The 14,114-nt window shown below is 58.2% G+C and carries 13 protein-coding genes; 9 read left to right on the forward strand and 4 right to left on the reverse strand.

The annotated features are described in order from the left end of the window. Together ABI171_RS02050 and ABI171_RS02055 are read right to left on the reverse strand one after the other, a co-directional pair. Window positions 1–616, reverse strand: a 616-nt coding sequence (locus ABI171_RS02050; protein WP_348090956.1) for an IS5 family transposase, incomplete at its 3' end; no start/stop codon positions are given. Window positions 617–704: 88 nt separating this feature from the next. Then, window positions 705–1,901, reverse strand: coding sequence for a DUF2252 family protein (locus ABI171_RS02055; protein WP_348090957.1), 1,197 nt, complete (start codon window positions 1,899–1,901; stop codon window positions 705–707). 220 nt (window positions 1,902–2,121) lie between these two features. On the opposite strand from ABI171_RS02055, the gene ABI171_RS02060 reads away from it, so the two are divergent. The 9 genes from ABI171_RS02060 (at window position 2,122) to ABI171_RS02100 (ending at window position 11,999) form a co-directional block, all read left to right on the forward strand. Further along, window positions 2,122–2,535 carry a PRC-barrel domain-containing protein gene (locus ABI171_RS02060; protein WP_348090985.1) on the forward strand — a complete coding sequence of 138 codons (414 nt, stop codon included), beginning with the start codon at window positions 2,122–2,124 and terminating at the stop codon, window positions 2,533–2,535. 181 nt (window positions 2,536–2,716) lie between these two features. Continuing rightward, window positions 2,717–4,057, forward strand: a complete 1,341-nt coding sequence (locus ABI171_RS02065; protein ID WP_348090958.1) for a cation:proton antiporter — start codon at window positions 2,717–2,719, stop codon at window positions 4,055–4,057. Between the two features lie 655 nt (window positions 4,058–4,712). Continuing rightward, window positions 4,713–6,038, forward strand: a complete 1,326-nt coding sequence (locus ABI171_RS02070) for a SidA/IucD/PvdA family monooxygenase (RefSeq protein ID WP_348090959.1) — start codon at window positions 4,713–4,715, stop codon at window positions 6,036–6,038. Window positions 6,039–6,117: 79 nt separating this feature from the next. Beyond that, window positions 6,118–7,332, forward strand: a complete 1,215-nt coding sequence (locus tag ABI171_RS02075; protein ID WP_348090960.1) for an MFS transporter — start codon at window positions 6,118–6,120, stop codon at window positions 7,330–7,332. Between the two features lie 35 nt (window positions 7,333–7,367). Further along, on the forward strand, window positions 7,368–8,147 hold the full coding sequence (locus ABI171_RS02080; protein ID WP_348090961.1) for a phytanoyl-CoA dioxygenase family protein: 780 nt from the start codon (window positions 7,368–7,370) through the stop codon (window positions 8,145–8,147). Next, complete coding sequence (locus ABI171_RS02085; RefSeq protein WP_348090962.1) at window positions 8,125–8,499, forward strand: cupin domain-containing protein; 375 nt, start codon at window positions 8,125–8,127, stop codon at window positions 8,497–8,499. The genes ABI171_RS02080 and ABI171_RS02085 overlap by 23 nt, the downstream gene beginning before the upstream one ends. 3 nt (window positions 8,500–8,502) lie before the next feature. Further along, window positions 8,503–10,086 carry a class I tRNA ligase family protein gene (locus ABI171_RS02090; RefSeq protein WP_348090963.1) on the forward strand — a complete coding sequence of 528 codons (1,584 nt, stop codon included), beginning with the start codon at window positions 8,503–8,505 and terminating at the stop codon, window positions 10,084–10,086. Window positions 10,087–10,106: 20 nt separating this feature from the next. Then, window positions 10,107–11,339 (forward strand): PLP-dependent aminotransferase family protein, encoded by a 1,233-nt coding sequence (locus tag ABI171_RS02095; RefSeq protein WP_348090964.1) that lies wholly within the window; start codon window positions 10,107–10,109, stop codon window positions 11,337–11,339. A gap of 36 nt (window positions 11,340–11,375) precedes the next feature. Further along, window positions 11,376–11,999: a LysE family translocator gene (locus tag ABI171_RS02100; RefSeq protein WP_348090965.1), complete on the forward strand. Its 624-nt coding sequence runs from the start codon at window positions 11,376–11,378 to the stop codon at window positions 11,997–11,999. 24 nt (window positions 12,000–12,023) lie between these two features. Here ABI171_RS02100 and ABI171_RS02105 read toward each other — a convergent pair whose 3' ends face one another. Continuing rightward, on the reverse strand, window positions 12,024–12,950 hold the full coding sequence (locus tag ABI171_RS02105; protein WP_348090966.1) for a glyoxalase: 927 nt from the start codon (window positions 12,948–12,950) through the stop codon (window positions 12,024–12,026). Window positions 12,951–13,034: 84 nt separating this feature from the next. Further along, the gene (pstS, locus tag ABI171_RS02110) at window positions 13,035–14,078 is read right to left on the reverse strand and encodes a phosphate ABC transporter substrate-binding protein PstS (protein ID WP_348090967.1); all 1,044 of its coding nucleotides are present in this window, start codon (window positions 14,076–14,078) and stop codon (window positions 13,035–13,037) included. Window positions 14,079–14,114: the final 36 nt, after the last annotated feature.

Here is a 14,114-nt window from a genome sequence, read left to right on the forward strand (position 1 = left end):
ATCGATACAAGCCTCTGTCGAGATCGTCGTTTCCCTTGATCGAATTACGCTTTCTGGGGATGACGACTTGGCTTCCTATTACTACAATCTGTTCCCTGATCCGCTCGCTGTCATCGCCTTTGTCAGCGACGATCGCTCCTGCTTGAGGCAATTTTGCGATCAACTCTGGTGCTGCTGTGCAGTCATTGATATGACCACCTGTGATATCAAAATCGATTGGTAATCCATAGCTGTCGACTGCCAAATGAATCTTGCTGGTGTTGCCAGCCCGGCTTTTCCCAATACCTTCGCCATCTTCACTTGCCGCTCCCGCACTGTGCTGGTGGGCTTTGACATAGCTGCCGTCGATAAATACCCACTCCACATCAGGCTCGACGACAAGCGCTTTAAATATGTTGCGCCATTTCCCACTGGCCGACCAGGCATTGAATTTTTTATAGACCGAGTTCCAGCAACCAAATTGCGCCGGTAAATCTCGCCATGGACAACCAACTCTCATGCGATACAGCATGCCTTCCACCATCAGGCGTAAATCACGCTTGTTATAAATGCGTTCTTGAAGCAAAATATTTTGCAGCTTCGACCAGAACTCATCATTGAGCAGCAATCGGGGCATGGCAAACTCGCTTGGATCGGTGTGAGAACCTTAACAATGCGAGTTTGCCTTCCTTTTTCAAGGGCTTAGCGCCAAACGTCAACAGACCCTAGGACGCTTTATGCGACAGGGCGTATTTCCGGCAATGCTCAAGATAGCCGATCTCATGCGCCGCGATCAGCTGCAATGTACTGTCCCACAGCCAGTCCGGCGCCGCCAGCGCGGTGTTGCGGTCCGGCGTCAGATCGGCCTGCCATTTGGCTTTTACCGCGTCATCCATCTGCCGTGCATGCGCATGGCCGACGACATTCGCCAGGTAGCGTGCGACCTTGGTGGCGTCGGCCAGGTTGAGTTGATCGATCTCCAGTTTCAAATCCTGCGGCAGCAGTTCACGCAGGAATACTCCTTGATCCAGAAAGCGCTGCGCCACCATGCGGTCGCCCAGCGCCGGCGACAGATGACGGGCGCCGGCCACTACCCGGTGGGCGTTATCGCGCGGCATGCTGACATGGTTGTAACGCGGTCCGGCGGCGCCGACCGCCTGCTTGATGTCAACCAGGCATAGTTCGCTGTTTTTCTTGTTGCCGATTTCCAGCAACACAGCGTAACGCAACAGCCCCAGCGAACTGCAGCCTTTGACCCAATAGGCCGCATCCAGCACCTCGACGCGGGCGTCATTGCTGCGTGATTTCAGATCCCTGACCAGATCCAGCACTTCGGGCGTGGCGAATAATGCGTGGACGCCATCATGTTCCTCGGCCGCCAAGGGCCAGAAGCTCTTGCCCAGGGGGATGACCGGCCGCGTGTTGGCGATACGTTCCACCGCTAGCTGCTTCCAGGTGCGTTTGGCGGCCTGACGCATGGTCCAACGCACCGGCGTCGGCCGTCGCGGCCGCTTCTGTTCCGGGTCGGGGCTAAACGCCTGGCGGTAACCGTACATGATGTTTTCCAGCATGCGCGCGGTAACCACGCCCGGCAGGCTGGAACCGCGAGCAGCGGTTGCCAGCGACAACGCTAGCCGCACCAGGTCATGCGCAGGATTGCCGATAAGCGTTTGGTCGAAGTCGCGTATTTCAAGAATTATCTTGCCCTCTGCATCCGCCAACGGCCCCAGGTTTCCGCTATGGCAATCGCCGCAGATCCATATTGGCGGTCCATGCGGCGTCGCTTGCCCCTTGGCGCTGTGCAGCCATTCATAGAATTTCACGGTATTACCGCGCATGTAGGCGTGCGGTGAACGCGCCATCTTGAGATTGCGGCGTTCGTTCAAGATCGCATTACGCTGGTCGGGATGGGGTAGTTTCACTGAACTCTTTCAAGGAAACCGACGACAATCAATAATGAGCAGCCTTTTACAAAAATCGATGGCAAACTTGCAATTCAATCCCAGCCTCGGATACTGTCTCTTAGCTGATTGATTTTTTTGCCGGCCGCATTTCGAATGTGTACTGGCGCACAGACACAGGAAGGGCGCGTGTCCATTCTAAGTCAATGAGCAACGATCATTGTTGGAGATGACCATGAGCCTGAACTACGAAGAACGCGATGCCTATGGCATGTATAAGAAAAACGGCGGCCCCGGTCCAAACCTGATGGGCGCCGATACCTTGGTGGGCAATGACGTCTACAACCGCCACGAGGAAAGCCTGGGTGAAATCAAAGAGATCATGCTGGACATGCACGCGGGTAAGGTTTCTTATGCGGTCTTGTCTTTTGGCGGCTTTCTTGGCATGGGAGAAAAATTGTTCGCCGTGCCTTGGATCGCGCTGACGCTGGACCCGGCCAACAAGCGTTTTATCCTCAACGTCGACAAGGACCGGCTGAAGAATGCGCCGGGATTCGACAAAGACCACTGGCCGGACATGGCAGACCAGGCATGGACGCGGGAAATTCATGCCTACTACGGGACGCATGCGGACCTGGAAGATACCCGCCTGTAAATTTGTTCGACTTATCCCTGTCAACGCGAATTCCTGCGGTTGATTTGCCTTTGCCTATGCAAGGGCTTTTTTGTTAGATGGAGCCAGAAGCGACGCTGCGCCGGATTCCCATGGCTCTTGATAACACACGGCTGGAGGTAATCTCATCGATAACGGACTGATTTGGTACCTGATCACGGGTGTGCTGCTGATATCGATGGCCTTGGCCGCTTCGGTGCTGGACCGCTTCCCCGTCAGCCCCGCCATGTTCTATCTGCCGGTCGGTTTTGTGCTCGGCCCGGCTGTGTTCAGCCTGATCCATCTTTCCATCATTCATCAGGCCGGGATACTGACCGATGCAGCGCGCATCGCGGTGCTGGTGTCGCTGTTCAGCGTCGGCCTCAGGCTGCGGGTGGGCTTGCGCGACAACCTTTGGTTTCTGCCACTGCGGCTGGGCGTGCTGGCGATGCTGCTGACCATCGCCTTGCTGACCGCCGGCGGCTTCTATCTGCTCAAACTGCCGCTTGGCGCGGCTGTGCTGCTGGCGGCGATACTGGCGCCCACCGATCCGGTGCTGGCCTCCGACGTGCAAATCAAGAACATCGGCGACCGCGACCAGATCCGCTTCGGCCTGACCGGCGAAGGCGGCCTCAATGACGGTACCGCCTTTCCCTTTGTCATGCTGGGCCTGGCCATGCTTGGCGTCGACCAGGCGCACGAATATCTGGGCCTGGAAGGTTTGCTGCGCCTGTTGTGGGGAGTGGCGATCGCGCCGCTGTGCGGCTGGGGGCTTGGCTGGAGCGTCGGCCAGCTGGTGGTGCAGCTGCGCAAGCGCTACCGGCTGGCGATCGGCATGGAAGAATTCCTGGCGATCGGCTTGATCGCCTTGTCTTACGGCTTGGCCGAGAGCTTGCATGGCATCGGCTTTCTCGCCGTGTTTGCCGCAGGCGTCGGCATGCGCCGGATTGAAGCGACGCAGCGCGACAAGATCAGCGACGAGGCAAATGCCGAGGCCGACCGCAAGGGGCAGGCAAGAGTCGATGAAGAAACACTGCATGCGATGTCCTCGCCGCATCTGACGAAAATGGCGGGTGATGTCGAAGCGGTCGCCGCCAGCGAGGAAAAGGCGCCAGCCTATATGGCAGCCACGGTGCTCGGCTTTAACCAGCAGATTGAGAATTTCGCGGAATTCCTGATGGTGATACTGCTCGGCATACTGATTTCATCTAACGGCTTGTCGTGGGAGGGCGTGGCGGTAGCGGCCGTTCTGTTCCTGCTGGTGCGGCCGCTGTCGGTAGCCATGTCGCTGATCGGCGCCGGCGTCTCGCCGCTGCAACGGCGGCTGATGGCCTGGTTCGGCATTCGCGGCGTCGGTACGCTGTACTACCTGCTGTTCGCTTTGCAATTCAAATGGGAAGCGACGGGTGGTTCGCTCACGCATCGCCTGACCACCGTGGTATTGACCGTGTTAGCGCTATCGGTGATGGTGCACGGCATCTCGTCGACGCCGCTGATGGAGATGTATCACCGCAGGAAAAAGTAGATGCCGCCTCGTGCACAGCATAAATTCTCCCTGTTTTTCCACCGGCGTCTATCGCCGCGCATGCCATCAGCAATGCAATCCAGTCTGTTCGGCCGGCAGTCATAGAAAATCGATTTCATGGCGATTCGATAGTTCAGAACGATCTGTTACGATTTTGTAGTATACAGACCAGTCTATTTGGAATTATTGTAGCGTTTCTGAATCTGGCTGGAGCGGATTTTCCCCTCGCAGATGCAAATAATTGCCCGGAATTGTCATATGACAATCTCGTTGAGAGACCCGTTGTTGCTGGTCTTTCAAGCACTATGCGAAGAAATTTCAGGATGCAGGAAAATCCCGGAAAACCTATCACTAACGACAGGTGTGGAAGAAAAATAATTTAGGCATGATGCGCAATGCTGAAAAATTTCCGGACCCGTTTCACGGCAAAGTCCGGTTCACGAATAAGCATATTCGAGCAGCGTGATTGCACGCCGTAATGCTCAAACAAGTCGAATGTTTTAACCGAGTTGGCTTTTCGTTACGTTTGGAAAGACCGGTAAATTAGTAGCTCCGCCTCTTGGAATTCTTTCGCCGGGCTGGCAAGCCGCCGGCGGAATTGCCGCCTGCCTCAGGGCCGCCACCGGGATGCAGTCCGTTAATTTTAAAGGCAAAAATGCAGACCTTTGATCTTGTTGGCATCGGCGTCGGCCCCTTCAACCTGAGTCTCGCCGCCCTGGCCGAACCGACCGGGATGAAGTCGCTGTTCCTCGAAAAAAATGCGTGCTTTTCATGGCATCCCGGCCTGATGCTGCCGAACGGCAGTTTGCAAGTATCGCCGCTCAAGGATTGCGTGACGCTGGCCGATCCGACCAGCCCCTATTCCTTCTTGAATTATCTGTCCGTCCATCGGCGCCTGTACAGTTTCATCAACAAGCACGGCGCCAACACGTCGCGACGGGAATTTGCCGACTATTACAGCTGGGTTGCACGGCAGCTGGCCAGCGTGCGTTTCGGCGAAGAAGTGACCGATGTCGCGCCATGCGATGAGGGCTTTTATATTTCCACCCCGGCGCAACGCTATATTGCGCGTTCGATCGTGCTGGGCATCGGGGTCGAGCCGCAGATACCGGACTGCGCCCGTCATTGGCTGGGCAGCGCGGTGTGCCATGCCGCGCATTTTCTCGATCAGCCTGAGATCGGCTACGGCGAACGTGTGATGGTGGTCGGCGGCGGCCAGAGCGGCGCCGAGATCGTCGAGCATCTGCTGGGCCTGCCGGATATCGGACAAATCACCTGGATCACTTCCAGGGGAAATCTGTTCGCGATGGATGAGAGTTCCTTTGTCAACGAGTCCTACCTGCCATCGTATAGCCAGTATTTCCAATCCTTGCCGCTGGGCCGCCGGCGCGCGATCGTCGCCGATGAAAAGCTGACCAGCGACGGCATATCGGCGGCCTTGAGCAACCGCATTTATGAATTGATGTACGAGCGCTGCCACGTCGAAGGCCGCAGCGACCATATCCGCGTGGTGTCGAATGTGTGCATGACCAATATCATGCCCTCCAAGCAGCGCTGGAAAGTACTGGTGAAGTCTCAAGCGACCGACGTCGAGCGCGAGATGACGGTCGACCGCGTCATCCTCGCCACCGGCTTCCGTCCACGCCGTTCGCCCTTCATCGAAAAGATTATCAGGCATGCGCGGATGGAAGACGGGCTGCCGGTGATGCGCGACGATTATTCGGTCGAGTTCAACCAGACGATGAAGGGCAAGGTTTATCTGCAGAACCGCAGCCGCGTCCAGCATGGTTTGCAGAGCGTCAACCTGTCGCTGGTGGCCTATCGCAACAGCCGCATCGTCAATAGCGTGCTGGGACGGCACTTCTATCCGGAAATCCCCGACAGCCAGCTGCTCAACCAGCTGGATTCGTTCCGGGAGACCCCGAAAGCCGGCAATCTTCGTCCGGTGGAAGTCGATTGCGCCAGCATGAGACTGGCTTGAGCTAGGCCAAGCCGTGCCAGTCCGATCCGATGCTGCGAGTATGGTTGACAACTATCTTTGTTGAAATGAAAACGCATTTATGAATCAAGTCAGTGAACAATTGCCAGAGACATTGCGAGTCGCCGTGTTGGCGCCGTTTCTTATCGCCAGCGTGGTGCTGGCGGCTGCCTATGGCTCCAGTTTCTTATTGCCGGACTATCTGCTGGCGATGAAGCTGGCGGGCATTACCGCCGGCAGCGTGATGTCGGCCGGCATGGCGGCGACCATTGTGTGCGCCAGCACAGCAGGCTGGTTTGCCCAGCGCTACGGTGTGCTGCAGACCGCCTCGCTGGCAGCCTTCACGATGGCGCTGGCCATGTTGTGCCTGACTGCCGCGCCGCTGGCGACAGCGTTGGCTTACCTGGGCGGCATGTTGCTGGGAGCCAGCTGGTCGGTGTATTTCATCCTGGCGCCTTTGCAGCTGATTCATTATCTGCGTCCCGCCGCACGTATCAAATACCTGACTTTGCTGTCCGGTTCGCAGATGGCCGGTCTCGGCCTGGCGGCGCCGATCGGCCATCTGGTGGCACACTTGAGCGGATCGTTCAGTGCGGTGTATGCCGGTATCGCGGTCTGCTGCGTCATCGCCACCCTCTGTCTCGACCTAACCCGGCGTCGCATGCGCAACGATCCGCATATGCCTGTGAAGAGCGTAGTGCTGACCCCGACCGGCGCGCTGGCCATCATGCGCACGCGGACCGGTATTCCGATCGTCATGATCGTGTTTGCCGCCTGCGTCTTCACCGGGCTGTCGACCTACCAGTCCGCCTATGCAAGCTCGCGCGGACTCAGGCCTGAAACTTTCTTTGTCACGTTCACCGTAGTGGCGGTGCTGCTGCGCTTTTCCATCGCCGCCTTTGTCGACAAGATACCGGTCGCCAGGCTGGCGCTGGGCCTGATCCTGCTGACGCTGGCGTCGCTCGCCCTGTATCTCGTCAACGCCGGCAGTTACGGGCTGTATGTGGGATCGACCGCGGCATTCGCGCTCGGCTACGGGCTCAGCTATGCAACGCTGAATGCGATGGCGGTCAACCTTGCCGAGCGCATGGGGCTGCCGGTGGCCGTCACTTCCCAGGTATTTACGATCGCCTATTTCGTCGGCTTGCTGGGCTTTCCCTACTTCGCCGAAATGCTGGTGTCGCAGCATGGCGTCGACGCCATGCTGTACGCGATGGGCTTGCTGATGGTGCTGAATGTTGTCTTGTTGGGCGTGATGTATCCGCGTGCACTGGCGCGGCCGGTGACGCCACATTGACTGTTTGATGTTGAATTCTTACTGGAGGATTACCCATGTTGAATAGCGAGACGGTGGAAAAATGGCATGCCGACGGCTTCATCAAGCTTGAAGGATTTTTCGATGGCAAGACGCGCGACGCCATTTCCGACAAAGTTGATGAAATTGCCAAATGGGAGGTCAGCGCCGACAAATGGATGATGTGGTTTGAAAAGACCAAGGACAATCGCAAGATCGTTTCGAAGGTGGAAAATTTCCTGGAATACCACGAGCACCTGCGCGAGCTGGTGCTGGCGGACCAGAGGATCAAAGCCTGCATCGAGCAGCTGCTGGACGAAAAAACCAAGATGCTGAAAGAACTGCTGATCTTCAAGTACCCCGACAGCGGCGGCTATCGTCCGCACCAGGACATCTATCATATCCCGCACAAGCTGCCGGACCGGATGGTGCATGCGGTGGTGTCGATCGCCATCGACGATTCCGAGCCGGAAAACGGCGGCCTGTTCTTCAGCGCCGGCAATCACAAGAAAGACGTGTTCAAGATGGACGCCGGCGGCGTGATCGATCCTGAAATCGCCAAGACCTTCAACTGGGAACCGGTGCATTGCAAGGCGGGCGATATTTTCATCTTCGACGACTATGCGCCGCATTACTCCGAACCCAACAAAAGCGACCGTTCACGGCGCACGCTTTACCTGGTATTCCAGCGCGAATCGACAGCCGGCCCGACCCGCATCGAATACAACGCCATGAAGCGCGCCTACAACCCGCCGGAAGAAAAAGACTACGACATCAACGACCTGAGGCCTTCGAATGGAATCTTCTACCGTGATTGACAGCCAGGCCAGCCTTCCTTTCATGATGGTCAAGGAGCTCGACCGGTCCTTGATGCGGCATGAATACGGGGTGATGGTGTGCCGCCTGATGGAACATATCCCATCGGAATCCGTCCCGGGATTCGGCGCCTCCGTGGTTGAAGTGCCGCCGCATGACGCCGTCACCCTGCACAGCCACCACGAGCATGAAATGTGGGTGCTGATATCCGGCGCCGGCACCTTCGAGGTCGACGGCCGACGTACTGCGGTGAGTGGCACCACGCTGTTCTACATGAAACCGCATCAGTTGCATTCGCTCAGCAACGATGATGCGCACGCACCTTTGAAATTCTTATCCATGTGGTGGGACTGATCCATGCGTAAAACCTATTTCGTTTGTCCGGCGCCGCCTTGCCCGAACGGCAAGCTGCATCTGGGACACATTGGCGGTGTCTATCTGCTGGCGGATATCTTCGTCAGGTACCAACGGATGAATGGCAATGCCGCCTATTACGTGACCGGTGCCGATGAACACGGCAGCTATACACTGGTCAAAGCCGGGCAGCTCGGCACGCCGGTGGACGAAGTGTCGGCGATGTATTCCAGCCAGATACTGCATTGCCTGGCGGCGATGGGGATCGAAGTCGACGAGTTCGTCAAGACCTCCAGCCAGGATCACAAACAGCACAGCCTGTCCGTGTTTAACGAGTTGCTGGCGGCAGGCATGGTGGAGATAAAAGAAGGCCGGCAGCTGTACTGCGAGTCCTGCCAGGAGTTTGCCGCCGATTCCCTGGCGCACGGTTTTTGTCCGGAATGCGGTAATTCAACCGACAGCAATTTGTGCGAAGGCTGTGGCCATGCGATCCAGCATGCAACCTTGAAGCAACCCCAGCATGCGCCTTGCCGCAAGCCGTTGTCATTGCGGCCGATCCGGCAAGCGCATCTCAGGCTTGATTTACTGGCGGCAGAGCTTATCAGCAAGATTGAAGCGAGCGAATGGCCGCGCGCGATCAAATACAAGGAAATCCGCTGGCTGAAGCAAGAGTTGCGTACCTTGGCCATGTCGCGCAATTTCGAACGTGGCGTGGCGCTTGACCATCCGGAGGTGGCCGGGCAAACCTTGATGACCTGGTTCGAAGGACTGTGGTGCTTTGACACTGGCATCCGCCGCATTTGCGAGCGCAACCAGGCGGACTATGCTGCGACCATGCGCAGCCCGGATTCCAGGATCGTGTTCTTCATGGGACAGGACAATCGTTTCTATTACACCATCGGCGTTACCGCAAGCTTGCTGGCGCGCGGTTATCCGATTCCGCACAATCAGGCGATCCAGGATTTTTCCAAACTGGAAGGCGAAAAATTCTCGACCAGCAGGAACCACGCGCTGTGGGCAGATGAAGTCGCGCTCGACCTGGACCAGAGCGTATTGCGCTATTACCTCGCCGGCATCGCCAAGCCGTTCGGCACGGACGACAATGATTTCCAGGTAGACGGCTTGATCCAGGCCGCGCTGCGTGTGCGCGAATACGAAACCTCCTTGCGCAAGCATGTCGGCAGCGGCCAGCGGTTTGCCGTGAACCCTTTGCTGCCGGTCCTTGCCGACGCCGTCGAACGTTACAAGGCTGCGATGGCCGCCGCAGAGTTCTGGAACGCACTGGAAGCAATCAACAGTTTTTTCGCCCATGCGCGCTTTTCCGACGCGGAGGCATCCGAGCTGGACGCACAGGAAATTTCCCTGTTCCTGAGCATGCTTCAGCCGTTTGTACCGGTACTGGCGAACAGTTATGGCGCTTGCTTCTTCGGCACACAATGGCAGCCGGTCTTGCGCACGGCGGAGAGTACGTTTTCCGATAAGTCGCCGCCTGGAAAAGTGGATTTTCCTCTGTTCGGCAGGCCTGTATCGGAAAAATTCGTCGCCGCCTATAACCTGCGCTTCCGGGCGCCGGCGTTAGCCGATTAAAACTTTACAGAGAGTGCCGCATGTCGCTTCGCAGCCAGATAAGCGCCCGTTACAGCGCTTTCGATTATTCATCGACCAAGCAAGCCATCAATTTCGGCTATGGCTTGCCCGATCCCGACACCTTTCCGCATCTGCCTGCCGTCGATGCAATGTCGCTACGCGCCGGCGTCAGTCTTGCCGACATCCTGCAATACACCGATTCGCAAGGCTTGCCGGAACTGCGCCAGCGGCTCGCCGACAGGTCGGGTGTGACGCCCGGCCAGGTGATGATCACCAGCGGCGCGTCGCAAGCGCTGCAGCTGATTGCCGACGCCTTGCTCGATCCGGGCGACGTGGTCTTGACCGAAGATCCTTCCTATCTCGGCGCGCTGCGGATTTTCACCATCGCAGGCGCCAAAGTGATCCAGCTTGGCATGGATAGCGAAGGCGTATTGTTATCGGAGCTGGCCGATGCGTTGACGCGTTATCCGAGCGCCAAACTGTATTACACCACGCCAGCGTTTCATAACCCGAGCGGGCAATGCATCAGCAAACGCCGCGCCGTCGAAGTCCAGAACCTGCTTGCCCGGCATGGTGTGCCGATTGTGCAAGACCTGGTGTATTCGGAGCTGCCCTACGAAGATGGATTGCAGCCTGTGCTGTTTCCGTCGGATGCCGCCATCAGCGTGCGCAGTTTTTCAAAGATCGCCTGGCCGGGCTTGCGGGTAGGCTGGATCTGCGCCGAGCCGGCCATGATTGCGCGGCTGGCCTTGCTCAAATGCGACGGCGGCGTAAGCGCCGTGGTCAGTAATATCGCGCTCGCTTTACTGGATGCCGGCGGGCTGGACGGACACATACAATTCTTGCGTGGGCACTACCGGCAGAAACGCGACCGCATGCATGCGTTGCTGCAGGATTGCACATTTTGCGAACCGGCCTATGCGATTCCGCAAGGCGGATTTTCATTCTGGGTGAAGCTGGCAGCGCATCTCGATCCTGTGGAATTCCTTGAAGGCTTGCGCCATCCGCAGGGTGTGCAGCTGGCGCCCGGGTTGCTGTACGGCCCGCGCTCCAGCCAGTTTGTCCGTTTATGCTTCAGCTACATGCCGGCGGCCAGGATCGAAGAGGGAATCGCGCGCATAGAGGCGGCATGCAAGGCAAGCCGCAGGCTGCGGCAGTCTCTCGGCCGCCTGCATGATGAGGAACGGGATTCCTTGGCGGAATACAAGACACGGCGGGAGACGACCAGAGGCGCCAGCCGATTTATCTTATAATCGGCGCTACTACCCGTCAAACTCAGGAGTGCCCCCATGTCGCTTTCGCTCTGGCTTTCTTTCGTCGCCGCTTCTGCGCTGGTCATCGCGATTCCGGGGCCGACGATCCTGCTGATCGCTACCCATGCGGTAAGCTTCGGCCCGCGCATTGCGGCGGCCATGGTATTGGGTTCGGCGCTGGGCGGCGCAACCGCCATGGCGCTGGCGATGGCCGGCCTGGGCGTGCTGCTGACGACATCGACCGTGGTGTTCACCGTGCTCAAGCTATTCGGCGCGGTCTACTTCATCTATCTTGGCATACGTATGTGGCGGCGCGACGCCACTGGCTTGGGCGACCAGCAGTCGGCCGCACGGGTCGGGCCGTTCAAGGCATTTTCCCATGCCTTCCTGGTTACCTGCCTCAACCCGAAAGGGATCGGCTTCTTCGTCCTCTTCCTGCCGATGTTTATCGACAAGCATGCGCCCTACGTGCCGCAAATGCTGATCCTGATACCGACCATGGTCGTGATCGGCATGCTCAATGACAGCCTGTACGCGCTTTGCGCGATCCGTCTGCGTCACGTGATCAGCCGCGCTACTGTCATGCGCCGCATCAACCGCGCCGGCGGTGTCATCCTGACCGGCCTCGGGATCGCTATCGCCGCGCACCGTTCGTCGTAAAGATACGCGGCGAGGTCGCTTGCGTTATTTCGCGGCGTCGTGAATTTCCGCCACATACCCGCCGGGAAACTGCACCATGGCGCTGCGACCGGTAGTGGTTTTGTAGGGTGGCGAGAGCAGCGTGACGCCGTTCGCCTTGGCCTTCTCCAGCGTCGCGCCGAGGTCGCCGACGGCATAGCCGGTAGTCTCGCGGCCGAACGGGTAGGGTAGTTTGCCGTCGCTGACGAACACCGTCATCTTGCCGAAGCCGGAAACAATCCGGATGCGGCGTATCTTGTCGGCCGGACGGCCGATCTCGCCGCCATCCGCCTGGCGCTCGTCAGACACCACGCTTCCGCGCGAGAAGGTGGTGAACTGCCGCACGAACTGGTCTGCCGCCAGCGGCGACAGATACACCCGGTTTTCCGGTACAGATTGCAGCGGCGCGTAGGATGGCGCCTTGGTGTGCCAGTACAGCTGCATCTTGACGCCGCCGGCCCAGCGGATCACCGCATCCTTGCCGATCGGATCGTCGAAGGTGTCCACCACGACGTCGGCGCCGGTTGCTATCGCGGCTTGCACCGCTGCGCCGATATCGCTCACCAGGTAACCGGTGCGTTCATCGCCGAAGCCATACGGAATCGGCGTCTGGAAGGCGAACACGGAAAGCATGCCCACCGGCGTCTGGACATATTGCGATGCGGTCTTGCTGGGTGTGGGCGTAACGGTAAAGACAGCCCGTGGCGAGGCTTTGCCGTCGAAGGTGGCGACGAAGCTGTTGACGAATGCATCGATATCATCGCTGGCGACATACACGTGGGTGGTGTCGTACTGCGGCCCCACCGAAAAATCCTGGGGTTGGGGGCCGACCCGCACCGCGCTCTTGGCCGCCGCTGCCGGACTGAAGCCGCAAACGATGACGGCGCTGACCGCGGCAAAGGCGGCGCGCCGCAGAACCGACGAAATCCACATGGCTAAGCTCCTGGCTGGAAAACTGAAATCGATCATGAATTCTAGCCGCAAATAGAGTAAGAGCGCCGACCAGTTCAGACTCGCTTATTTCAGGAAAATCGGAATCGTCAGTTGCTTGCCCTTGGCATCGACAACGCCGGACATTTCGTGCACTACGCGCGCCTGCACATTGTCAGGCAGGCGCACGTAGTCCAGGCTGTTGGCAATATCGTCGCCTTCCAAGAAGGCCCAGGTAAAGAACTGGATCACGGCCTTGCTTTGTTCCGGCCGGCTGGTCACGCGCGGTAGATAGACATAAGTGGCGCCGGTAACCGGCCAGCTGCCGGAACCCGGCTTGTCCGTCAACATCTCTTCAAAGTTGCCGGTAGTCTTCCAGTTGCTGTTGGCCAGCGCGCTGTTGAAGGAGTTGGCGTTCGGCCTGACGAACTGGCCGTCATGGTTTTTCAGCTGGGTATAGTTCAGGTTGTTTTCGATGACGTAGGCGTACTCGGCGTAGCCGATGGCGCCCGATGTTTTTTTCAAGGCGCTGACCAGGTCGGCGGTGCCCTTGATGGTTTTGACATCGGCTTGCCAGGCAATGCTGAAATTACGGCCGTACTGCTGTTTCCATTCCGGGTTGACGTTGCTGAAATAGTCGGTCAGGGTATAAGTGGTGCCGGACCCGTCGGCGCGCGCCAGCGGTACGATGCGCAGATTCGGCAACGTCAGCTTCGGATTCTCTTTGGCGATCGCCACGTCGTTCCATTTGTCTATCTTGCCCAGATAGATGCCGACCATGATCTCCGCGGTCAGGCGCATTTCGCCCTCCTTGATTCCGGGCAGATTGATGATCGGCACGACGCCGGAAATCACCGTAGGAAAATCCAGCAGGTTGAATTTCTTCAGGTCGGCGGCAGACATCGGCGCATCGCTGGCGCCGAAATCGGTCGTGCCTTCCTTGATTTTCTTGATGCCGGCGGAGGAGCCGATCAATTCGTAGGCCAGCTTGTTGCCGGTCTTCTTGTTATAAGCGGCGTCCCATTTCAGATACAGCGGCGCCGCTGCCGTCGATCCGGCACCGGTGATGTCAGTGGCATGGGATGCGCTCAGGCCGAGCGCGCAGGAGAGTACAACCAGGTATTTCAACATTTACAACCTTACGCGTGAGAAGTCTTCGAGAGCTGC

The organism is Collimonas sp. (assembly GCF_039923675.1).
Taxonomy (GTDB): Bacteria; Pseudomonadota; Gammaproteobacteria; order Burkholderiales; family Burkholderiaceae_D; genus Collimonas.